The organism is Cupriavidus sp. MEYA8 (assembly GCF_059278825.1).
Map to the genome: position 1 here is coordinate 1,023,763 of NZ_CM181222.1, position 21,923 is coordinate 1,045,685.

Annotated in this window: 19 protein-coding genes and 1 pseudogene; 8 read left to right on the forward strand and 12 right to left on the reverse strand. The window is 68.4% G+C overall.

Going from position 1 to position 21,923, the window contains the following annotated elements; genetic code table 11:
- Nucleotides 1-63: 63 nt before the first annotated feature.
- A complete protein-coding gene (locus AC5WJ1_RS21770) occupies nt 64-1,863 on the reverse strand; it encodes an acyl-CoA dehydrogenase family protein (RefSeq protein ID WP_135703397.1) in 1,800 nt (599 codons plus the stop codon).
- 132 nt (nt 1,864-1,995) lie between these two features.
- On the opposite strand from AC5WJ1_RS21770, the gene AC5WJ1_RS21775 reads away from it, so the two are divergent.
- The 4 genes from AC5WJ1_RS21775 (at nt 1,996) to AC5WJ1_RS21790 (ending at nt 5,854) form a co-directional block, all read left to right on the forward strand.
- Complete coding sequence (locus tag AC5WJ1_RS21775; protein ID WP_135703396.1) at nt 1,996-2,943, forward strand: LysR family transcriptional regulator; 948 nt, start codon at nt 1,996-1,998, stop codon at nt 2,941-2,943.
- A 380-nt stretch (nt 2,944-3,323) separates the two neighbouring features.
- Nucleotides 3,324-3,653, forward strand: a complete 330-nt coding sequence (locus tag AC5WJ1_RS21780) for a FeoA family protein (RefSeq protein WP_240745865.1) — start codon at nt 3,324-3,326, stop codon at nt 3,651-3,653.
- A gap of 13 nt (nt 3,654-3,666) precedes the next feature.
- A complete protein-coding gene (feoB, locus tag AC5WJ1_RS21785) occupies nt 3,667-5,526 on the forward strand; it encodes a ferrous iron transporter B (protein WP_135703395.1) in 1,860 nt (619 codons plus the stop codon).
- A 13-nt stretch (nt 5,527-5,539) separates the two neighbouring features.
- The gene (locus AC5WJ1_RS21790) at nt 5,540-5,854 is read left to right on the forward strand and encodes a DUF6587 family protein (RefSeq protein WP_133097117.1); all 315 of its coding nucleotides are present in this window, start codon (nt 5,540-5,542) and stop codon (nt 5,852-5,854) included.
- A 368-nt stretch (nt 5,855-6,222) separates the two neighbouring features.
- Here AC5WJ1_RS21790 and AC5WJ1_RS21795 read toward each other — a convergent pair whose 3' ends face one another.
- Nucleotides 6,223-7,536, reverse strand: coding sequence for a hypothetical protein (locus tag AC5WJ1_RS21795; protein WP_135703394.1), 1,314 nt, complete (start codon nt 7,534-7,536; stop codon nt 6,223-6,225).
- Nucleotides 7,537-7,730: 194 nt separating this feature from the next.
- Between AC5WJ1_RS21795 and AC5WJ1_RS21800 the strand changes: the two are divergent.
- Both AC5WJ1_RS21800 and AC5WJ1_RS21805 read left to right on the forward strand, forming a co-directional pair.
- Nucleotides 7,731-7,921 (forward strand): annotated as a pseudogene (locus AC5WJ1_RS21800) (alpha-isopropylmalate synthase regulatory domain-containing protein); the annotation flags it as partial.
- Between the two features lie 387 nt (nt 7,922-8,308).
- A complete protein-coding gene (locus AC5WJ1_RS21805) occupies nt 8,309-8,953 on the forward strand; it encodes an OmpW/AlkL family protein (protein ID WP_133097118.1) in 645 nt (214 codons plus the stop codon).
- Between the two features lie 83 nt (nt 8,954-9,036).
- On the opposite strand, the gene AC5WJ1_RS21810 is transcribed toward AC5WJ1_RS21805, so the two are convergent.
- Nucleotides 9,037-10,524: an AMP nucleosidase gene (locus AC5WJ1_RS21810; RefSeq protein ID WP_133097119.1), complete on the reverse strand. Its 1,488-nt coding sequence runs from the start codon at nt 10,522-10,524 to the stop codon at nt 9,037-9,039.
- A gap of 188 nt (nt 10,525-10,712) precedes the next feature.
- Between AC5WJ1_RS21810 and AC5WJ1_RS21815 the strand changes: the two genes are divergently transcribed.
- Nucleotides 10,713-11,102 (forward strand): GNAT family N-acetyltransferase, encoded by a 390-nt coding sequence (locus tag AC5WJ1_RS21815; RefSeq protein ID WP_133097120.1) that lies wholly within the window; start codon nt 10,713-10,715, stop codon nt 11,100-11,102.
- A gap of 282 nt (nt 11,103-11,384) precedes the next feature.
- Here AC5WJ1_RS21815 and AC5WJ1_RS21820 read toward each other — a convergent pair whose 3' ends face one another.
- The 4 genes from AC5WJ1_RS21820 to AC5WJ1_RS21835 form a co-directional block, all read right to left on the reverse strand.
- Nucleotides 11,385-12,413, reverse strand: a complete 1,029-nt coding sequence (locus AC5WJ1_RS21820) for an MBL fold metallo-hydrolase (RefSeq protein ID WP_133097121.1) — start codon at nt 12,411-12,413, stop codon at nt 11,385-11,387.
- 263 nt (nt 12,414-12,676) lie between these two features.
- Complete coding sequence (locus AC5WJ1_RS21825) at nt 12,677-13,645, reverse strand: Bug family tripartite tricarboxylate transporter substrate binding protein (RefSeq protein WP_434034323.1); 969 nt, start codon at nt 13,643-13,645, stop codon at nt 12,677-12,679.
- A gap of 48 nt (nt 13,646-13,693) precedes the next feature.
- Nucleotides 13,694-14,050: an AtuA-related protein gene (locus tag AC5WJ1_RS21830; protein WP_494476952.1), complete on the reverse strand. Its 357-nt coding sequence runs from the start codon at nt 14,048-14,050 to the stop codon at nt 13,694-13,696.
- A 10-nt stretch (nt 14,051-14,060) separates the two neighbouring features.
- Entirely contained in the window at nt 14,061-15,422 is a 1,362-nt protein-coding gene (locus tag AC5WJ1_RS21835) for an acyclic terpene utilization AtuA family protein (RefSeq protein WP_135703391.1), read from the reverse strand.
- 114 nt (nt 15,423-15,536) lie between these two features.
- Here AC5WJ1_RS21835 and AC5WJ1_RS21840 point away from each other — a divergent pair, with 114 nt between their 5' ends.
- Entirely contained in the window at nt 15,537-16,442 is a 906-nt protein-coding gene (locus AC5WJ1_RS21840; protein ID WP_133097185.1) for a LysR family transcriptional regulator, read from the forward strand.
- Nucleotides 16,443-16,507: 65 nt separating this feature from the next.
- Here the strand turns inward: AC5WJ1_RS21840 and AC5WJ1_RS21845 are convergent, their stop codons facing one another.
- The 5 genes from AC5WJ1_RS21845 to AC5WJ1_RS21865 all read right to left on the reverse strand — a co-directional run bounded on the left by AC5WJ1_RS21845 (nt 16,508) and on the right by AC5WJ1_RS21865 (nt 21,915).
- Nucleotides 16,508-17,305, reverse strand: a complete 798-nt coding sequence (locus tag AC5WJ1_RS21845; protein WP_434034325.1) for an SDR family oxidoreductase — start codon at nt 17,303-17,305, stop codon at nt 16,508-16,510.
- A gap of 77 nt (nt 17,306-17,382) precedes the next feature.
- Nucleotides 17,383-18,519: an ABC transporter substrate-binding protein gene (locus tag AC5WJ1_RS21850; RefSeq protein WP_133097126.1), complete on the reverse strand. Its 1,137-nt coding sequence runs from the start codon at nt 18,517-18,519 to the stop codon at nt 17,383-17,385.
- 285 nt (nt 18,520-18,804) lie between these two features.
- Entirely contained in the window at nt 18,805-19,317 is a 513-nt protein-coding gene (locus AC5WJ1_RS21855; RefSeq protein WP_133097127.1) for a DUF1269 domain-containing protein, read from the reverse strand.
- Nucleotides 19,318-19,545: 228 nt separating this feature from the next.
- Entirely contained in the window at nt 19,546-20,982 is a 1,437-nt protein-coding gene (locus AC5WJ1_RS21860) for an acetate kinase (protein ID WP_133097128.1), read from the reverse strand.
- Between the two features lie 75 nt (nt 20,983-21,057).
- A complete protein-coding gene (locus AC5WJ1_RS21865; RefSeq protein ID WP_195428038.1) occupies nt 21,058-21,915 on the reverse strand; it encodes a flagellin in 858 nt (285 codons plus the stop codon).
- Nucleotides 21,916-21,923 lie beyond the last annotated feature (8 nt).

The window sequence follows — 21,923 nt, forward strand, 5'->3', positions numbered from 1 at the left end:
AGGCGGGGTGCTCCCACTCCCGCTTGCGGGAGAGCGGAGCAAACAATCGGGATGGATACGGTGTCAGAACACGTTGACGTCTGCGACCGCGCCCGCTGCGCGCACCACGCCGTTAGCAGGGGGCGCCACCGTCTCGGCCAGCCAATCCGGCTCGGTGCTTGCCGCCAGCGGATCCTGCGGCAGCACGCGATGGCGCAGCACCAGCTGCGCCAGGCGCATGCGGCGCACCGAGCCGATGCGGCCGGCTTCCCACGCCATCGCCACCGCGGTGGTCACGTGGTACAGCGCGGAAGCCGCCTGGCGCGCCAGCAGGTCGCCGTCGGCGCCGGCTTCGGCGGCATGCGCGGCCAGTTTCGCGGCAGCGGCGATGGCGCCTTCGAAGGTGGCGTGTGCGTCTGCGTGCATCGGGGTATCGGCCAGCAGCCCGGCCAGGTGTGCCTGCAGCACCGGCAGCGCGCCTTCGCGGCGGATCGCGCGCAGCACGTCGAGCGCGACGATATTGCTGGTGCCTTCCCAGATCGAGCCGAGGTGGGCGTCGCGCACCAGGCGCGGGTCGCTCCATTCCTCGATATAGCCGCAGCCGCCGCGGATCTCCATCGCGTCGCCGGTGACCTTGCGCGCGTCGCGGCAGGCGCGGAACTTGATCAGCGGTGTCAGGATGCGCATCAGCGGGTAGGCATCGGCCTCGCCGGCATCGGCGCGGCGCAGCGCCTCGGCGGTCTGGAACACCATGGTGCGGGCCTGCTCGGTGGGCAACGTCAGCTTGAGCAGCTGGCGGCGCATCAGCGGCATGTCCTCCAGGCGCTTGCCAAAGGCACGGCGCTCATGCGCGATGAACAGGCCCTCGGTCAGCGCGCGGCGCATCAGGCCGGCGGCGCGCACGCCGTTGGACAGACGCGAGTTGTTGATCATGTCGGCCATCTGCACGAAGCCGCGGCCGGGTTCGCCCACGAGGTAAGCCTGCGCGCCTTCGAGGCGGATCTCGCCGCTGGCCATCGAGCGCGTGCCGAGCTTGTCCTTGAGCCGGATGATGCGGTACTGGTTGTCGCTGCCGTCGGCCAGCTTGCGCGGCAGCAGGAACAGCGACACGCCCTTGTGGCCGGGCACGGCGTTGCCGGCTTCGTCTTCCACGCGCGCCAGCACCATCGCCAGCGCGGCGTCGGGGTTCGAGCAGAACCACTTGTCGCCGTGCAGGCGCCAGCCGCCCTCGGCGCCGGTGTCGCGCACCGCGCGCGTGGCGGTGGCGGCCACGTCGGAGCCGGCGCCCTGCTCGGTCATGAACATGGCGCCCTGGTACAGGTCTTCGAATACCTGCGTGGTCAGGTTGGGCAGGAATTTCCCGACCAGCGCCGGATCGCCGAACTTGCGCAGCGTGCGCGTCAGCGAATCGGTCATCGACAGCGGGCAGCACAGGCCGAACTCGGCCTGCACGAACAGATAGGTGAGCGCGTACTTCGCCGCCGGCGGCATGGGCTTGTCCCAGCCGAGCACGCCACCACGGTGCGAGGCGGCGGCCAACCCGAATTCGGCGAAGGCCACGCGCTCCATTTCCACGTAGGCGGGATGCTTGTCGATGCGCTGCGCGTCCATGCCGCTGCGGGTGCGGTAGCTCAGCGTCGGGGGGTTCTGGTCGGCCACGGCGGCCAGTTCGTCGAGCACGCCGCCTGCCAGCGCGCCCATGCGCTCCAGGTGCGGCAGCAGGTGATTGAACAGGTCCGCGGGCAGGTAGAGCGGCAGCAGCGCACGCAACTCGGGGTCGGCGCCGAGCAGGCTCCCGCCCTGGCGGTCGGGCACCGGATGGGCGGCGGCGGGGCTGTCGGGCTGGGCGTGAGGTGCGGTATTGCGCACGACGCTGGTCGGCATGTCTGGTCTCCTTGGCGGGTGGACCGGCATGGTTGGCGAACACGCTGCGGCCCTTTGACCTGCATTATTCAAACCCCAAGGATTTGCGTCTAATTCTAAAATTGGCTCGATCAATATGATTTTTGTATCGCCATGGAATTCCGTCACCTGCGCTATTTCCTTGTGCTGGCAGAGGAACTGCACTTCGGCCGGGCCGCGCGCCGGCTTGCGATTTCGCAGCCGCCGCTGTCGCTGAACATCCAGCAGCTCGAAGCCTCGGTCGGCGCCCGGCTGTTCGACCGCGACAGCCGCGGCGTACGGCTGACTGCGGCCGGGCGCGCCTTTCGCGAATCGGCCACGGCATTGCTGGCGCAGGCCGAGGCCGCGCGGCTGCTGGCACGCGAGATCGAAGCGGGCGCCATAGGCCGGCTGCGTGTCGGCTTTGTCGGCTCGATGCTGTACCGCGGCCTGCCGCAGATCCTGCGCGGGTTCGAGGCGGCTTACCCGGGGATCCAGGTGGCGCTGACCGAGCTCAACTCGCAGGAGCAGATCGATGCGCTGCTGCACGACGAGCTCGACGCGGCCTTTATCCATACCGGCCGGGTGCCCGACTCGCTGCGGGCCACGCGGGTGCATGCCGAACCGTTCGTCTGCTGCCTGCCGGCGGACCACCCGCTCGCGGCGCAGCCGGAGCTGGCGCTCGCAGACCTGCGCGGCGAGGCCTTCGTGCTGTTTTCGCGCAAAGCGTCGCCGGACTACTACAGCCGCATCTTCGATATGTGCGCGGCCCAGGGCTTTTACCCGCAGATCCGGCACGAAGTGCGCCACTGGCTCTCGGTGGTCTCGCTGGTCTCGCAGGGCATGGGCGTGGCCGTGGTGCCGGCGGCGCTGGCGCGTTCCGGCATGGCGGGGGCGGCATTCCGGCCGCTGGCGGGCACGGCGGTGCGCTCTGAAGTCTATTGCGTGTGGAAGACGGCGCCCGACCATCCCGCGCGCGACAACTTTGTGGCGATGGTGGCCGCGCAGGCGGCGTCGAAAGCGGCGTCCAAAGAAGCAACGTCCAAAGAAAAAGCCACCGGCCCTGCGGCCGATGGCTTGTGAAGTACGCGTGGAACGGGGTGTTCAGCGTGCTTGGAGCTTAACGCCGCAGGCTTGCGGCATCCAATAACGCAAATGTAGTAATTGCATGGTGCTGCATGAGACCTGTTGCATTAGGTTTTGGACAGCCGAACTTCGAAACGCTAGCGCGCATGTGTGCCAGCGCACGGCCGTAAGCTTGGCCCCTCCGCGCGCGCCGTCACCGGTTATCATTCGCCTCCTGCCGCGCAGCGGCATGGCGGCTGGCGTGCCCGCCACTTGCGGGGCATCGTCATGCCCTATTTGCGATACAATGAAAACGATTTTCATTTACGTACCTGGCGAGGTCATGCCGGCCGCATCACGGCCGCGTTGGACGACCGCGCCAACGGACTGGAAGCATGATGCGGTTGTCTGAACTTCCACGGCGCACGCCCGCCGTAGTGCAATCGGTGGACGACGCCACGCCCGGCGACCCGGTTGCGCGCCGCCTGCGAGAGCTAGGCTTTGTTCCCGGCGAAATCGTCCAGGTCATCGCCTACGGACCCTTCGGCATGGATCCGCTGGTCGCGCAGATCGGCTTTACGCGCTTTGCGCTGCGCCGCGTGGAAGCGGCGCGCATCGGCATCGAGCTCGCCAGCGCCTCGGTGACCAGCATCGCGCCTGCCGAAGCGGGCAAACAGCCCGGCGCCACGACGCCCACACCGAACGAGCGGACCAAGCGGACCGCGTGAGCCCTTCCGGAATATGTCTGTAGCAGCTTCCCCGACTCCTGCCCTGCGCATCGCGCTGGTAGGCAATCCCAATTGCGGCAAGACCGCACTGTTCAACCGACTGACCGGCAGCCGGCAGAAGGTGGCCAACTACGCCGGCGTGACCGTCGAGCGCAAGGAAGGCCATTTCGTCTCGCCGGCCGGACGCCAGGTGCGCATCCTGGACCTGCCGGGTGCCTACAGCCTGCACGCGGCGAGCCTGGATGAAGCCATCACGCGCGACGTTTGCATGGGCGTGCGCGCCGGCGAGCAGCGTCCCGACCTGCTGGTGTCGGTGGTGGACGCGACCAACCTGCGCCTGCACCTGCGCTTCGTGCTGGAACTGCGCCGGCTGGGCCTGCCGATGGTGGTGGTGCTCAACATGAGCGACGCCGCCGCGCGCCGCGGCATCCGGATCGACCGCGACAAGCTGGCTGCCGCGCTGGGCGTGCCGGTGGTCAGCACCGTGGCGGTCAAGCGCGACGGCGCGGCAGCGCTGCTGGCGCTGCTCGACGGCGCCCTGCCTGCCGCACCGCCGTCCTCGCCCGAGCCCGCCAGCGACGTTGACGTGCACACCGAGGTCAACCGCCTGCTGGCCACAGCGGTCAGCATGCCGGCGCGCACCGCGGCGCTGGACGACCGGCTCGACCGCATCGTGCTGCACCCGGTGTTCGGCCTGCTGCTGCTGGCGGTGCTGCTGTTCCTGACGTTCCAGGCGGTGTTCTCCTGGGCCGAGCCGCTGATGGACGGCATCGAGGGCGGCGTGCACTGGGCCGGAGAACTGCTTGGTGCGCATCTGCCCGACGGCCTGCTCAAGAGCCTGCTGGTCGACGGCCTGATCGCGGGCCTGGGCAGCGTGGTGGTGTTCCTGCCGCAGATCCTGATCCTGTTCCTGTTCATCCTCACGCTGGAAGAATCGGGCTACCTGCCGCGCGCGGCATTCCTGCTGGACCGGCTGATGATGGGTGCGGGGCTGTCCGGCCGTTCGTTCATCCCGCTGCTGTCGAGCTTTGCCTGCGCGATTCCCGGCATCATGGCCACGCGCACCATCCAGGATCCGCGCGACCGCCTCACCACCATCCTGGTGGCGCCGCTGATGACCTGCTCGGCACGGCTGCCGGTGTATGCGCTGCTGATCGGCGCCTTTATCCCCGAACGCACGGTGATGGGCCTGTTCAACCTGCAGGGGCTGGTGCTGTTTGCGCTGTACGTGGCAGGCATCGTCAGCGCACTGGTGGTGGCCTATGCGCTCAAGTTCTTCCGCCGCGACCGCACCGACCATCCGCTGCTGATGGAGCTGCCGTCGTACCGCATCCCCAATGTGCGCGACGTGGCCATCGGCCTGTGGGAGCGTGCCCGGATCTTCCTGTCGCGCGTGGGCAAGGTGATCCTGACGCTGACCGTGCTGCTGTGGTTCCTGTCGACCTTCCCGGCGCCGCCGGAAGGCGCGACCGCGCCGGCCATCGACTACAGCTTTGCCGGCATGATCGGCCATGCGCTGCAGAAGGTGTTCGCGCCGGTGGGCTTCAACTGGCAGATCTGCATCGCGCTGGTGCCTGGCCTGGCCGCGCGCGAAGTGGCGGTGGGCGCGCTGGCGACGGTGTACGCGCTGTCTGGCAGTGAAGACGCCATGGCCGCGCAGCTGGCACCGATGATCGCCGCGCAGTGGTCGCTGGCCACCGCGCTGGCGCTGCTGGCGTGGTTCGTGTTCGCGCCGCAGTGCATCTCGACACTGGCGGTGATCCGCCGCGAGACCAACTCGTGGAAGGTCATGGCAGGATCGATCGTGTACCTGACCGGGCTGGCCTACCTGGCCGCGTTTGTCACTTACCGCGTCGCGCTGCTGTTCAGCTGACGCCATCGCTGCCATGACGCTCTACCACGCCTTCGAAACGCTGCTGGTCCCGCTGATCGTGCTGGCGTGCGCGGTCTCGGTGCTGGCGCGCTATGCGCCGCGCACGCGCGAGCGCGTCAAGGCCGCCCTCGCGACACGCCTGGGCGGCGCCGCCGCGAGCGGCTGGCGCGGCCGGCTGGTGCGGTGGCTGGCGCCGCAGGCGGCCTCGGGCTGCACCAGCGGCTGCGACGACGGCGGCTGCAACACCTGCGGCTCCAACACCGCCAACGCCACTGGCGCGCAAGGAAAGCCCGCCGAGCAGGTCGTGCGCTTCGTGCGCAAGCGCTGAACGGCGCGTATTTTCCCCTCCATCTCCCTTCTGGGCTCCTTCACGCAGAAACGGGTACGCCGACTGCTTGCGCGGCATGCGCAGGCAGCGGGATACGCTCGTCTGGCGCGGGCTGATGGGGTACACCGGCGGCAATGAAGGACTGTGAAGCGGCACGCAGAAATGGGTACGCTTTGGGTGCGGAACGTGGTCGGTGCGGGCCGCGGCACTGGCAGGACGTGGGCTCACCTGGTGGTTTCGCGGGCTGTATTGGCCGCGCAATACGACTCTTCCTTGCTGCGCAGAAATGGGTACGCTTTGGGAAGGCACCAATGCAAAACGCCCTCCGGACCGGAGGGCGTTTCACTTGCGCGCGGGAACGTTGCTGCTTACTTGACGGTACCGACGAAGACCAGCTTCAGCGGCGTGTTGTCCGCCACCACCGTGCAGGTCGCGGTGATGGTGAAGTCGCCGGCGGCGGTGCCCGTCGCGCGCACCTGGTGCGGCAACATCAGCATGCTAGGCGTCAGTGACACTGGACCGGTCTTTTCCCACGCCCAGTCTTTGCACGCGGTGTACTGCGCATCATCGCCCAGGTGCTTCATGCGCGCGGTCACTTCCACCGGGATCGCCGGCATCAGCAGCAGCGTCAGCGGCTGCTGGTTGTCGTCGACCAGCGTCCAGGTCGGATTCTCGGTCACGGACAGGGCGGCAGCCGGGCGCACGGCCAGCTTGGTGCTCACGGCGGTCACCGTCAGCGTGCTCTGGACCGGGCCGGTGCCCTTGGCCAGGCTGCTGCTGACCGTGGCATCGTGCGTACCCGCGGCTTCGGCGGTCGACAGCGTCGGCGAGGTGGCGGTGTAGGTCCAGGTGCCGTCGAAGTCGGCCGTGACATCCTGGCCGTCGTTGCGCAGCACGCGCGAGGTGAATTTGGCCGGATGGTCGTTGAGCACCTGCAGCGCATCCACCGGCTGGCCAAGGCGCGTGGTCACCACGCGATAGGTGGCCGAGCCGTTCTTCGCCACCGTCACCACGATGACGCCGCCGATCGCGCGGCCATCCGGCGCCGTGACCGACACCGACACGTCAGCCGTCACGGCCGCGGTGGTCGAGCTGTTGCTCGCCTTCAGCGTGGCGCTGTTCTGGCTGGCCGTGACCTGGACCGCGGTGGCGCTGCTCGCCCACGCCCAGCTGTTGACGCTGGCCGAGACGTCATTGCCGTTGCTGTCGACCAGCGACACCTTGACCGGCAGCTCCTGGCCGTCGCTCATCGACAGATTGGTATGGGGAATCGACAGGCTGTAGCTGACCGCGGAAGCCGGCACCACGGTCATGGTGGCGGTCTGCGCAGGCAGCGTGGTGGTGGTGTTGTCGGCGTTCCTGACGGTCGCGACCACCTGCACGTTGGTGGTACCGGTGGCGATGCCGCGCACCACCGCATTGGCCGGCGTGGCCGCGACCGGTTCGACCGTGGCGATGCCATTGTCGGCGCTGCTCCAGGTGAACACCGTATTGCCGCTGACATCGACGCCGTTGCTGTCCACCGCCAGCGCGCTGATGGTGAGCGTGCGGCCCACGCCTACCTCGCCCGAGGTCGTGCTCATCTTGACGGTGAAGGTCAGCGGCGTGGTCGCGGCAGGCGTGGAGGGCGAACTCGAGCCGCCGCTGCCCCCACCGCCGCAGGCGGCCAGCAAGAATGTCATGGCAGTCCCTGCCAGCCAGGTTGCCCACGTTCTCAGTTTCATGATGTTCCCCCGTGTTCTTTCACGCGCTACCAGCCTAGGTGCAAAGGTGCCAGCGCAATACTGGCCAGATGACTGAGGGATAACGTACGGACCCGCGCATAACTCATCCTTTCAGCGCACATGCGACCGTCCTTCGGTCGAGGCGGAGCGCCGTGACGGATGTGGACCTGCCGGTGCGCGTGATGGACTACCACGAGCACGCGATGACCGCCGGCGCCGATGCGCGCGCGGCTTGCTATGGGAAGTGCGGGTGGGAGATTCGCCGACGGGCTTCGGCGCGGGCATCGACGTGAACCCGGTCACGGCGTCGCTGCGCGCGGTGGTCTCGGGCGTGAGCCGGCACCGCGCCGGCCGGCAGACGAAGCCGACGTGGCCTGACACGGCGCTCGCCGCAAGGGGATCCGAAGAAAACCGGTGTGCCCCGCCCCCACGGGGCACACCCGGAAAGACGCCCTTGCGGACGCCCACGACATGCCCGGTGCCACGGCGCCCGCCTTTGCGTGGAAGCTCGCGGGCGCTGATCTCCTGCACAGCGTAAGGGCTGGCGCGCCGGCTTGCCACGAATGATTCCGCATGTGGTTATTAGCGGAGGATTAGCGCCGCAACTCCGCTGTCGCGCGATCGCGACGCACCTGTGTGGCGGCTTCTCGACTTGTTCTGCATCAAGGTCCGCACAAACCCGCTCGGCCAAACTGTCCGCGGACTCCTTACCAGACCAAGACAAAACATCATGAACAAGCTCTCTCTCCGTACCCGGGTCACCTGCTCCGCCATCGCCGCCTGCGCCATGCTCGGCGCGTTCGCCGCGCCCGCGATGGCCGCCGACGATGCACAAGGCAACTGGATGGTGCGCCTGCGCGGCACCTACCTCGACATGGCCAACAGTTCGGACCCGGTTGGCGGCGTAGGGGCATCGGACCGCATCACGGTCAACAACAAGTGGATCCCCGAGCTCGACGTCACCTACTTCTTCACCCCCAATATCGCCGCCGAGCTGGTGCTGACCGTACCGCAGAAGCAGAACGTCTATCTCGACGGCAACAAGATCGGCACCTTCAAGCACCTGCCGCCATCGCTGCTGGTGCAATACCACTTCATTCCCAATGGCACGTTCCGTCCGTATATCGGCGCGGGCCTGAACTTCACCCGCATCTGGGGCGAGAACCTCGCCAACAACGCGCTGCAGCTCGACAGCTGGAGCGTCGGGCCGGCGCTGCAGATCGGCATGGACTACAAGCTGACCAAGAACTGGTTCCTGAATGCCGACATCAAGAAGATCTGGCTGTCGAGCGATGTGAAGGCCGGCGACGTCAAAGTGTCCAAGGTGAGCCTGGACCCGTGGCTGTTCAGCATGGGCGTGGGCTATCGCTTCTGAGCGGCAACGCGAGAGTAAAAAATTAAAGGCCGGCCCCGTCGGGAGCCGGCCTTTTTTGCTTGGGCAAGAAAGAACGTCGCAGCCTAGCGGAATGCCGGCTCGTCGAAGCTGCGCAGCTTGCGCGAATGCAGTTGCTCGACACCGTTTTCACGCAGGATGCGGATTGCCTCCAGCCCGATGGTCATATGCTGGCTGACGCGCTGCCGGTAGAACGCGTTGGCCATGCCGCGCAGCTTGAGCTCGCCGTGCAGCGGCTTGTCCGAGACGCACAGCAGCGTGCCGTAGGGCACGCGCAGGCGGAAGCCGTTGGCGGCCACCGCGGCGCTTTCCATATCGATGGCGATGGCACGCGACTGGTTAAAGCGCGCATACAGCGACTTGGATTTCAGCTCCCAGTTGCGGTCGTCGGTGGAGACCACGGTGCCGGTGCGCATGCGCGTCTTCATCTCGCTGCCGGACAGGCCGGTGACGCGCGCCACCGCTTCCTGCAGCGCCACCTGGATCTCGGCGATCGGCGGCACCGGCACCCAGGGCGGGAGGTCGTGGTCGAGCACGTGGTCGTCGCGCACGTAGGCGTGTGCCAGCACGTAATCGCCCAGCTGCTGCGAGCGGCGCAGGCCGCCGCAGTGCCCGACCATCAGCCAGCAATGCGGGCGCAGCACGGCAAGATGGTCGGTCATGGTCTTGGCGTTGGACGGGCCCACGCCGATATTGACCAGCGTCACGCCCAGCTTGTCCTCGCGCACCAGGTGGTAGGCCGGCATCTGCGGCAGCGCGCGCGGGCGGGTCGTGTCTTCGGGCTCGGCGCCGCCGAGGTCCTGGACCACGTCGCCGGGCTCGACAAAGCGGGTGTAGCCGCCGCCGTCGCTGCTGCTCATCAGCGCACGGCCCAGCGCGACGAATTCATCGACATAGCGCTGGTAGTTGGTGAACAGCACGAAGCGCTGGACATGCTGCGGCGCCGTGCCGGTGTAGTGGTACAGCCGCTGCAGCGCCAGGTCCACGCGCTCGGCCGGGAACAGCGACAGCGGCCAGGCCTCGCCCGGGATCGGCTCGTAGGTGCCGTTGGCGATGCCGTCGTCGATGCGGCTGAGCTCGGGCAGCACGAACGAGGCCTCCAGCTCGCGCGCCTGGGTGTAGCTGATGTCGGTGGTCGAGGCTTCGATCACGAACGGCAGCGGGATCGGGCGCCGGCTCAGGCCGACGACCACCGGGACGCGGTGGTAGCGCATCAGCCGTTCGATCTGGTCGCGGTAGTAGTCCGCCAGCAGGTCGGGGCGGGTCACCGTGGTGCCGTACACCCCGGGGTAGGCCACCGTGCCCCAGGAGGGGCGGCTGTCGGTGACCATGGTCTCGATGTTGACCGAGATCCCCAGGTACGGATAGCAGGCGTGCGCGGCCGAGGGCAGCGGCTTGCCGCTGGCGAATGCATCGAAGCGCGCGCGCACCGCGCCGACCGAGGCGTCGTAGATCTCGCGGATGCGCGCCAGCGCTGCATCTGCGTCAGAAAATTCGGCGAGCTGGTCGGCCGGATGGGCTGAGGAGAAGACGGGGGCGTTCATGCAGGCCATGATACCCCGCCGGCGCGCTGGCGTGAGCGGCACCCCCACCCACCCGGAAGCCAAATTGACGCGCCCGCGCCCGCTCGCTACACTCCGCCAATTGTGCGGCGCGGGTTCCCGTGCCGTTCTCGACTCGCGGCGCCCCTGGTGGCAAGGGGCGGCGAGGGGCCGTACATGCTTTACTGGGAGAGCCGCCAATGGAAATCCGTAACCTGTTGCCCGATGACATCGAGGCAGCCAGACAACTACTGATCGCCAATGGCTGGTCCAACCGGATAGGCGGTCCCGACAAGTTCGCGCGGCTGGTGGCCAATTCCCAGCGCGTGGCCGTGGCGGTGGAAGGCGGCGAGATCGTCGGCTTCGCCCGGGCCCTGTGCGACGACGTCTCCGACGGCTTCCTGTCGATGGTAGCCGTGGCCCCGAGCCACCGCCGGCGCGGCATTGGCCGCTCGCTGGTGCGCCACGTCATGGGCAACGATCCCGATATCACCTGGGTGCTGCGCGCGGCGCGCTCTTCCGAAGCGGCGTTCTTCGGCCAGCTCGGCTTTACGCCATCGATGGTGGCAATGGAGCGGCGCCGGCCCTGAGCCGTACCGGCCAGTCCCGACTGATCCTCGCGCCTCACTCCGCGCCCATCTGCGCGAGAACTCCCCGGCGTACCAACCTGAACAGCGGCCGCCCGGCGCGCCATGCGTCGGCGTGGTCGCGCCCCGGCTGCGGCAGCCCGCTACGGGCGGGGCCAGGAACAGCACGTCGAAGAACGCGATGCCCTCGGCCAAGGTGCCGCAGCGGGCAAGCGTACCCATTTCTGCGGCCATCGGCCTGAGCGTTTCCCCAGGCATGGCGAACAGCGCGGCGTGCGCCCCGGGCTATCGATCCGCTCGGATCGGCCCGTACTCGGCCGGCACCCAGGTATAGCCGGCCGTGTCGCGACGCACATGGCCCAGCCCCGGAAATGGCAGGTGCGCGCCCCCTACCCACAGCTTGCCCTTGGCCGCATCGGCCAGGATGCGCTTGCGCGTGATCACCGCGGCATGGCTGTCGGTATCGAACTCGATCGCCACCTGCGGACGGCGGAACTGGACCGCATGGCTGTGGACGATGTCGCCCCACAGCAGCAGGCTGTCCTTGCCCGAGGTGAACAGGTAGCCACTGTGGCCCGGCGTATGCCCGTAGGCGGGCAGCGCGCGCACGCCCGGGATCGGTTCGGCGCCGCTGCCGCCTTGGCCGCCGCTGCCCCCGTTAAACGTGCGGAACCGGTTCGCCGCCTGGTATGGCGCGACCGCGGCGCGTGCCATCGCGAACAGCCCCTGTGCTTCCTTCGGCGCCGCGGCGGCATTGGCTTCGTTGAGCCAGTAGTCGGCATCGGCCTTGTCGACATAGACCGTCGCGTTGGGGAAGGCCGGCTGCCCGTTCGCGGCGAGGCCGCAGGCATGGTCGCCGTGCAGGTGCGTCAGCAGCACCGCGTCGACCTGCTCCGGCGCATAGCCCGCCGCGCGCAGGTTGTCGCCAATGCGCCCGAGCGTGGGACCGAAGCATGCCGCTGCGCCGGTATCGACCAGCACCAGGCTGCTGCCGGTATTGACGAGGTAGGCATTGACCGCCGTCTGCATGCCCGGCGTCGACTCGACGAACATCCGTGCCAGCAGGCTCTGCACCTCGCGTGCGCTGGTGTACTTGAGGATCTTCGGGTCGAGGTCGATGTAGCCGTCGTACAGTGCGGTGACTTCCAGCTGGCCGATCACCATGCGGTAATAGCCCGGTACCTGGGTCTTCTGCTGCGCCGCGGCCGCATGGGCGCTACCGATGGTGGCCGGTAGCATCGTGATGGCTATCGCGGCGGCGGTTGCGGCGGCCATGGCCAATGCCGGCAGGCGCGCGGCGGACTGCAGCTTCATGTCTGGTTCCTTGTTGTTGGTGGTTGTCGGGGGAGACAGCGCCGGCCGGCGCGCACACCGGCCGAAGGCGTATGTTAAGCCGGATGGCGACTCACCGGAAAAGCAGGCCCGGCGCGGCAGCGAGCAACAAGGAGAGACCGCGGACGACACGACAACAGCTACGCAGAAATAGGTACGCCCGACCAAAGCGTACCTACTTCTGCGTAAAGAACGGGGCCGCGTGGCCCCGTTTTCCATTCATGCGAGCTTGCAGCGGCTCGTCGTCACTCAGGCTGGATATTCGCCGCCTTGATGATGCGGCCCCACTTGCCAGACTCCTGCGCCTGGAATTTCGCGAGTTCGGCGGGCGTGCTGGTAAACACTTCGGTGCCCGTCGACTGGTAGAAGCTGGCCGCAGTGTCGCTGCGCGCGGCCTTCACCATCAACGCGTTCAGCCTGGCCACCACGGGTTGCGGCGTACCGGCCGGCGCGTAGGCCGCGAACCAATAGCTCATCTCGTAGCCCTTGACGCCGGCCTCGTCGATGGTCGGCACGTCGGGCGCCAGCGGCGAGCGTGCCTTGCCCGATACGCCCAACGCGCGCAGCTTGCCGCTCTTGACCTGCGGCAGGCCCGTGGCGGTGTCGGTGATCATCATCTGGATCTGGTTGCCGAGCAGGTCGGTGATCGCCAGCGGGTTGCTCTTGTACGGCACGTGCAGCAGTTCGACGTGCGCCATCTGCTGGAACAGCTCGCCGGCGATGCGCGACGACGAGCTGCCGCTGCCGAAGCTGAGCTTGCCCGGTTGCTTCTTTGCCAGCGCGATGAACTCGCCCACAGTCTTGGCCGGCACTTGCGGGTTGACCACCATGATCTGGCCGCCGCGGCCGAGCGCGGTCACCGGCGCATAGTCCTTGACCGGGTCGTAGGGCAGCTTCTTGAACAGGTGCTCATTGGCGGCATGGGTGGTGTTGGTGCTGATCAGCACGGTGTAGCCGTCGGGCGCGGCCTTGGCGACGTCAGACGCCGCAATAAAGCCATTGGCGCCGGGCTTGTTGTCGACCACCACGGTGACCTTGCTGTCCAGCGTGATGGCCTGGCCGATGGCCCGCGCGAGCTGGTCGGTGGCGCTGCCGGCGGCGAACGGCACCACGAAGCGGATCGGCTTGTCGGGGAATTCGGCCCATGCCTGCCCGGCGGGCAGGACCAGTGCGCACAGCGCGACGGCGGCCAGTGGCTTGAGGAATCGGTGCATCGTTGTCTCCTGTCGGAATCGTTGTTGGTGCGCGTTGTTGGTGCAGATTCAGGGTGCGGCGGTCACCAGCCGCGGCGGCAGCGGGATCTGCAGCTGCAGCAGGCGGAACGACAGCGCCTTGCCGTGGGTGTCGAGGTTGAGCGCGTCATTGACGCCGCCGTCGAGCACGCCGTCGATGACAAAATTCATGGCGTGCAGTGAGGGCACCAGGTAGCGCGTGACGGCGCCGGGCCGGCGCTCGCTGAACAGCGCGCGCACGGCGTCCTCGGTGACGTGGGCAACCAGGTGCTCGTAGTCGTGCGCGTCGTAGGCGATCACGCTGATGTTGGAACGGTCGCCCTTGTCGCCGGTGCGACCGTGGGCGAACTGGTAGAGCGAGGCGGTAGCGATATCGATCGTGGTCATGGCGTCGTCCTCAGGCGATGAAGCGATGCGTGGCGCTGACGGCTGCGCGCGGCACCAGGCACGACACGGCGTTCAGGCGCGCGCGCTGTCCCGTGCGCACGCCGCCGCCGCCGGCGGGGCCGCAGGTGTAGAGCGCGTTGACCTCGCGCAGCAGCGCCTGCGCCACCGCGGCATCGTCATGCGCCAGCGCGGCGCGCAGGCGCACGTCCTGCGCTTCGGCTTCGTGCGGCTGGCGCCGGGCGAGCATCGTGCCGGCGTCGTCGGCCAATACGCTGAGCACGCCGATCAGGTCGAAGCGGATCGGCACGTCATGGCCCAGCATCTGCATGCGCCGGCGCAGGATGTCGGCCGCCAGGCGCGCGCGGGCGGCGGCGTTCGGGCCGGCATAGGAAATCTCGCCTTCGGCCAGCCAGCCGCCGTGGCTGAACACATTGGCCTTGAGCTGGGCCGGCTGTGCGTGGCCGCGCACGTTGCGCACCGCCACGCGGTCGGGGCCGATCTGCGTGACGGTGACGGCGCTGATGTCGGCCACTACGTCAGGGGTCAGGTATGCGGCCGGATCGTGGACCTCGTACAGCAATTGCTCCTTGACCGTGCGCAGGTCGACGCAGCCGCCGGTATTGGCCGCCTTGAAGATCTCGATGGCGCCGTCTTCGGCGAGCTGCGCGATCGGGAAACCCAGCGCGTGGACATCGGGTACGTCCTTCATGCCGGGATCGGCAAAGTAGCCGCCGGTGACCTGGGCCCCGCATTCGAGCAGGTGGCCGGCCATGGTGGCCGCGGCGAGCCGGTCCCAGTCGTCCCACGACCAGCCGTGATGCGCCATCGCCGGCCCCACCGCCAGCGCCGGGTCGGCGACGCGGCCGCACACCACGACCTGCGCGCCGTCGGCCAGCGCGGCGGCGATGCCTTGCGCGCCGATATAGGCATTGGCGCAGACAAAGCGGCCGGCGTCGAAGGCGTCTCCAAGGATGCCCTGCAGCAGCGTGCGGCCAGCGTCTTGCGAGAGATCGTCGCCCTCCACCACCGCCACGCGCGGCGCAGGCAGGCCGAGTTCGCCTGCCAGCTGCAGCACGCGCCGCGCCGCGGCGTGCGGATTGGCCGCGCCGAAATTGCCGACGATGGGAATGCCGTGTTGCAGGCACAGGCCGAGCACCGGCGCCAGCAGCGCGTCGAGCAGGGGTTCGTAGCCGTGCGCGGGATCGTTGCGCCGCGCCAGCTGCGCCAGCGCCAGCGTGCGTTCGGCCAGTGTCTCGAAGATCAGCGCCGCGGGCTGGCCGGCGGCGATCAGCGTGCGCACCACCGGCAACGCGGCGTCGGTACGGTCGCCGGAGAAGCCGGCGCCGGAGCCGATGAGCAAGGGAGCAGTCATGGTCGGGGGCAAGGTTGTTGGCGGGGTCGAAGCCATTCTAGGCCGGGACCGTCCAGCCAAAAAACGGATTATTTGGATTAATCTATCGACTTGCTGGATAAATATGAAGCCTCGATGAACCTGTCGGTCAAGCACCTGCGCGCCTTCGTGGCGCTGGCGACCTACCGCAACTTCACCCGCGCGGCGCGCGCCTGCCACCTGTCGCAGTCGGCCTTCAGCGCACTGGTGCAGACGCTGGAGGAGCAGGCGGGCAGCCGCCTGTTCGAGCGCACCACGCGCCACGTGGAGCTGAGCACCGACGGTGTGCGCTTCGAGCAGACTGCGCGGCGGCTGCTGGCGGATTTTGAAGCGGCGTTCGAAGACCTGCGCGCGCACGCCGAGCGGCGCAAGGGCCGCGTGTCGATCGCCGCGCTGCCGTCGCTGGCGGGGGGCGACCTGCCGCCGCTGCTGGCGCAGTTCCGCGCACGCTACCCGGGCATCGTGCTGGAACTGTTCGACCAGCTCGCCGATGGCTGCATCGAGCTGGTCCGGCAGGGCCGCGCCGACTTTGCGCTGGCACCCGCGCCGGCGCAGGACGACGACCTGCGCGTCGAGCCGCTGGTGCGCGACACGTTCCACCTGGTTTGCCCGGCCGGCCATCCGCTCGCGCGCAAGCGCCGCATCGCGCCTCAAGCCCTGGCGGGCGAGCCGTTTATCCAGCTGTCGCGCACGACCAGCGTGCGCCAGCATCTCGATGCGGCGCTGCACCCGTTGCGGCTGCACAGCGTGATGGAGGTGGAGCACCTGGCAACCGTGGCGGCGCTGGTGCAGGCGGGACTCGGCATCAGCGCGGTGCCGTCGCTGGCGCTGTTCCAGTTCCGGCGCGAGGGCCTGGCGATCCGGCCGCTGCAGCTGCCGTCACTGGTGCGCGATATCTGCCTGGTGCGGATGAAGGACCGCGGCGACTCCGCTGCCGCCGCGGCGATGATCGAAAGCCTGCAGGCGTTCTACCGCGGCGGCAAGGCGCCGGCGCGGCGCTGAAACGCGGCCACCGCCGTCACCGGAATGGCACGCAGAATTGGGTACGCTTTGCCGTTGGCGGCGGGTCAGAAGTGGCCCAGGTAGCCGCCGTCGACCGCCAGCACGTGCCCGGTGATATACGACGCCGCCGGCGATGCCAGGAATACCGCCGCGCCCGCGATCTCTTCCGGGCGGCCCCAGCGGCCCAGCGAGGTGCGCTGGCGCAGCCACTCGGCCACGCTCTCGTCGTCGACCATGGGCTGGTTCGGTTCGGTGGCGAAGTAGCCGGGCGCGATCGCGTTGACGGTGACGCCGAAGCGGCCCAGGTCCGCGGCCAGCGCGCGCGTCAGCGCGTCCAGGCCGCCCTTGGTGGCGGGATAGAGTACGTCGCCCGCGCGCGCCACCTGGCCCGCGATCGAGCTGACGTTGACGATGCGGCCGTACTGCCCGCGCTGCATCCGTTGCGCGGCGTGGCGGCACAGCGTGTAGGGCGCGACCAGGTTGGTCTCGAGCATGGCGCGCAGGTCGCCGGCATCGAGATGCGCCATCGAGCTGCGGTTGCGCGCGCCGGCATTGTTGACCAGGACATCGAGCCGGCCGTGGGCGGCATCGATCCGCGCGAACGCCGCCTCGACCGCCGCTTCATCGGTGATATCCAGCACCAGCGCCTCGGCGCTGCCGCCGCGAGCGGCCAGCGTGGCAACCGCGTCATGCACGCGTGCCTCGCTGCGCGCGGCCACCAGCACGTGGGCCCCGGCATCGGCCAGCCCGGCGGCAATCGCCAGGCCCAGGCCCTGCGCGCCGCCGGTCACCAGCGCGACGCGGCCATGCAACGAGAATGTGGTACGCGCGGCGGCGTCGGGAGATGAGGTAGGAGTAGCCATGCGGGCGAATATACCGCAGCAGGCCGGCCCGCGTGGCGCGGAACCGGCATGCCCCGCAGGCCTGTCCGCCCGCCCGCTCAGCGGATCAGCTTGCCGGTGGACGAGACGATCGACATCTCGACGAAGGACGAGCCGGTATGGCGCGTGGGGCTGTAGCTGATCAGGATGCCGCCGAGGTCGTAGTCGCGCAGGCCTTCGAGCGCGCTGACCAGGCGCTCGCGCGTCGGCTCGGGCCCGGCGCGGCGCAGGCCTTCCACCAGCACCTTGGCCGACATGAAGCCTTCCATGCCGGCGTTGGACGGCTCCACGCCCTGCTGGCGGGCCTGGCTGCGGTATTCGCTGGCAAGCGTCATCTGGCTGGAGTTGGTGCCCGGCACCACCTGCGTGATGATCAGGCCGCGCGCATCGTCGCCCAGCTCGCGGATAAAGGAATCGGCAGCGTTGTTAGACAGCGTGACGAACTGCGCCTGGCTGCCGGCGCTGCGCAACTCGCGGATGATGCGCGCGGCTTCCGAGCCCGAGCCGATCACCAGCACCGCCTGCGGGTTAGCCTTGTTCATGGTGGCAACGCCCTGGCTGATGTCGCCCATCGGCCGCGCGAAACTGACGGTCGCCGCCGGCTGCACGCCGCGCGCCTGCAGCGCGGTGGTATAGCCTTCGAGCACGTCCTGGCCGAAGCCGTCGGTGGTGTGGAAAATGCCGATCCGGCTCATGCCGGTGGTGGCCAGGTGGTTGATCGCGCGCGCGACTTCATCCTGGTACTTGGCGCGCACGTTGAACACGTAGCGGTTCACCGGCCGGTGCAGCGTGATCGCGCCGGTCAGCGGCGCCACCAGTGGCACCTTGTGCGCGGCGACCAGCGGCAGGATGCTCTCGTTCTGCGGCGTGCCGCGCACCATGAACAGCGCGAACACCTTGTCTTCGTCGAGCAGCTTGCGCACGTTGTCCGGCGTGCGCTTGGCATCGAAGCCATCGTCGTAGGTGACCAGCTCGATGCGCCGGCCCGCCACGCCGCCGCTGGCGTTGACCGTGCGCAGGTACACCTGCGCGCCGGCGATCTGTTCCTTGACCGAACCGGCGACGGGGCCGGTGATGCCGGCCGACTGGCCGATGCGGATGGTGTTGCGGGTCACGCCCGGTTCCGCCTGCGCCGTTTGCACGGCCCATCCAAGCGTGGCGGCCAGCATGCCGCACGCGATCCATTTCGCCTTCATCGATTGCCCCCTCTGGTATGTCGTTATTCTGATGCGCGCTGTTGCGAGCTTACGCGCGCTGCGCACGGCAACGGCCATGCGCCGTTGCGAAAATTACCGCATGCGCCAGGTCAGGGCAAACAGGAGGTGGTGGGGTGTTGCAGCGGCATCACACCGGAACCGGAGGGCGGTTCCGGCGTGGCCAGCTACGCGCTAAGAGATGCGCGTCAAAGTGCGCCGCGCGGGCGCACGAGAGAGACTGCGAATGGCCTTGCCGTCGCGACGGCAAGGCTTGCTGCGGACGGATCAGGGGAAGGCCGGCACGGCCGGATCGAGACCGGCGAACCGGGCTTCCGGGTGCGCGTTCTGCAGCAGCGTTTCGATTTCCTCGACGCGGCCGCGCGGCACGTCGACCATCAGCAGGATCTTGCCCGCCTCGATGTCCTTCTCGAACGCGCGCAGGCGGCTGTTGGGCGCGGAACTGCCGATCATGCTCGCGGCCCATGCGCCGAACACCGCGCCGAGCACCGCCAGCACCCCGACCAGGCCCCATTGCGGCGTATCGCTGACGATCGGGAACATCGCCACCACCGCGCCGGCCACCACGCCCACGCCGCCACCGACCACCAGGCCCATTTCCGCGGCATGGACGATATCGGAGGTCTGGAACAGGTTGGCCTCGTGCAGGCCCGTCATGTCTTCGCCGTCGCGCGCCACGAAGTGGATGCGGCGGTTCTCGACGCGGGCGAGCAGCAGGTCGTCCATGGTGCGGCGGGCGCTCGCCACGTCGGGCAACAACCAGAAGATGCGTTTGCGCATGTCTCTCTCCTTGTTCAGGCCGCGCCGATGGTGTGGGTAGACCGGGTGAGAAAGTACCGCTGACGGCGCGGGGTTATTTCGTTGTACGCCGTTCGGGGGGCAAGCGCAAGGCAAGTGCCGGAGCGCTGCGCGTGCGCGCGCGCATGTGACGCGCACGCATGCCCTGCCTGCTGCAAGGCACACGTCACGTGAGTCAGAAACGCCTGGAAAAGCGCGGCGAAAGCCGCCTCAGAAAGTGATCGGCAGGCGCAGGTTGACCTGCAGGTCGGGCGTGTCACGCGTCAGGCCCGCACCCACCGACAGGTTCAGCGTGTAGCGGTCGTTGAAGCGGTACGAGTAGCCCACCAGCAACGTGCCTTGCGTGATGCGCACCGAGCCTGGCACAGTCTGTCCGTTCTGCTTGGTCGGCCAGATGATGGCCTGGTCATAGCCGATACTGAACGACGCCTTCTCGTTGAGCGACAGGCCCATGCCAAAGCTGAACTCGAAGATATCGCCCGGGGCGATCTTGCCCAGGTTCTCCGTCTGGCCGTTGAGCACGGTGCGGCTGACGTTGTCGCGCGCAAAGTTGTGCAGGTAGCTGAAGGTGCCGAAGAACACCGCCGGATCGGTCGGCAGCAGCCAGGTGATACCCGGCTGGATTGCCTGGAAGCCGGTGCCGGTCGGCATGCTGAGCGGCAGGCCGGTGCCGGTGGTATTGCCTATGCAACGCGTCACGCAATCGGTCACCACTTCGAACGGGTCCCTGCCGGTGGCGGACTTGTAGCGCAGCCAGCCAACGAAGTACGGGATTTTCTCGTTGCCGTAGTTCAGCTGGTAGCGCACGGTCGCCTCGACGTCGCCAATGCCGCTACCACTGGCATTGAACACGTTGTCGACGGCGGTGCCGGTGAAGACTTCACGGCTCACGGTCGAGCCCGACGTATGCACGTAAGGCACCTTGGCCTCGACTTCCAGCCGCTTGGTCACGCCATAGCGCAGCGCGATCGACGGGATGTAGGTCGAGGTCTTGACCTCGCGCACGTCGAGCAGGCCGATCAGGATCGCGGGGATCACCGTGTAGCCGACCAGCGCCACGCGGTTGTTGGAGGAGTAGCCGTACTGGAAGCCTGGCTCGAGCACCAGCTTGCCCTGTGCGGTCAGCACGCCGGGCTGGTCGATGATCGGCGCGATCTCGGGCGGCCGGGTCTCGCGCTCGGGCGGACGGCCCACGGGTTCTTCCACGGCCACGGTCTGGGGGTTGGCGGACTCGCCCGCCTGCGGGCCCTGCGCGACATCCTGCGGCGGCTGCAGCGTGATCTGCTGCGGGTTGTTGACCGCGTTGGGCGCGCTCTGCGCCGCGCTGGCCGCCGCCGCAGCGGTGGCGGCATTGGTGGCGTTGTTGGAGGGCGACACACCACCCCCGACACCCTGGCCGCCGCGCTTGGTGGCCAGCACCTCGTTGCTGATGACGCTGCGCAGCTCGCGAATGACTGCCTCTTGTTCGGCCAGCGCCCGCTTCATGGCGTCGAGCTGGGTGGCTTGTTCGGCGAGTTCCCTTTGCAGCGATTCCAGGCCTGCCGCGGGTCCCCCCGCATCGGGCGTCTGGGCCTGCGCCAGGCCGCCGAGCAACAGCAACGTCGAGCATCCGGCATTCCGGATGCCCTGCATCGACCGCTTCTTCATCACGTCTTCCTCCCCCGGGACGGGCGGGCTGTTGTCAGGAGCCCGCAACCTGTAGTGCCTGCTGCTTCGCTACGATTACCTCATGCTGGCGGCCCGCATCAACGCATCCTGCAGCGTCGCGTTGGCCAATTGCGACCGGAAGGCCTGCAGCGTATTCACGCTTGCGTCGATTGTCATCAGGCTCCGGATGCTCTGGTTGTCCATGCTGTTCTGAATCACCGTGGTGGGCGTGCCGGCCAGCGCCGCCACCGCGGCCGAGTTGCCAGGGCCGTTCTGGATCACGTTCAGCAAGCCGTTGGTCACCACCTGGCCCGTGCCGGTCGACACCACGGCAGCGGGCAGGCCGGCGGCGCCGCTGGCACTGGCGCTGCCGCCGTTGGCCGCAGCCGACGTGGCCGAGGAAGCCCCTGCGGCGCCGGCACTCGCACTACCGGCGGACCCGTTCGCGCCACCCTGAGCGCCGGCCGTGACGCCCGCCAGCGCGCTATCGACCGCGGCGTTGGTGGAAGCAATGATGGCGGGGCCCAGCGTCGTCGCCAGGCGCGCCGCCTGGTCCGCGGTGATGCGTCCGACGTCCGGGATGTTAATGCTGGTTGCGACGACCAGGGCCCCGTTGATGTACACAGCGCGTTCGATACCGAACGAAACCTGCAGGCCCGACATCTCGAAGCCGCCCCGCATCTCGTCAAGCTTGTCATGTGCGACCGGTTTCCAGCCGGCCATGCTGCCGCGCGCGGCAGCCACGGGTGTAGGGTCCCGGTCGCTGGCAGAAGCGGCCTGCGACGGCAGCGCCGACGGGTCGAGGCTGTCGGGCTGGGGTAGCGAACTGGCATGTGCCACGCCGGCACAGGCCAGGCCCGCACCAAGCAGCATCGCGGCCGCCGACGTGGCGGTGCGAGGCGCTGCTGGGGTCGGGAGGGAAGTCTGCAACATGATGCATT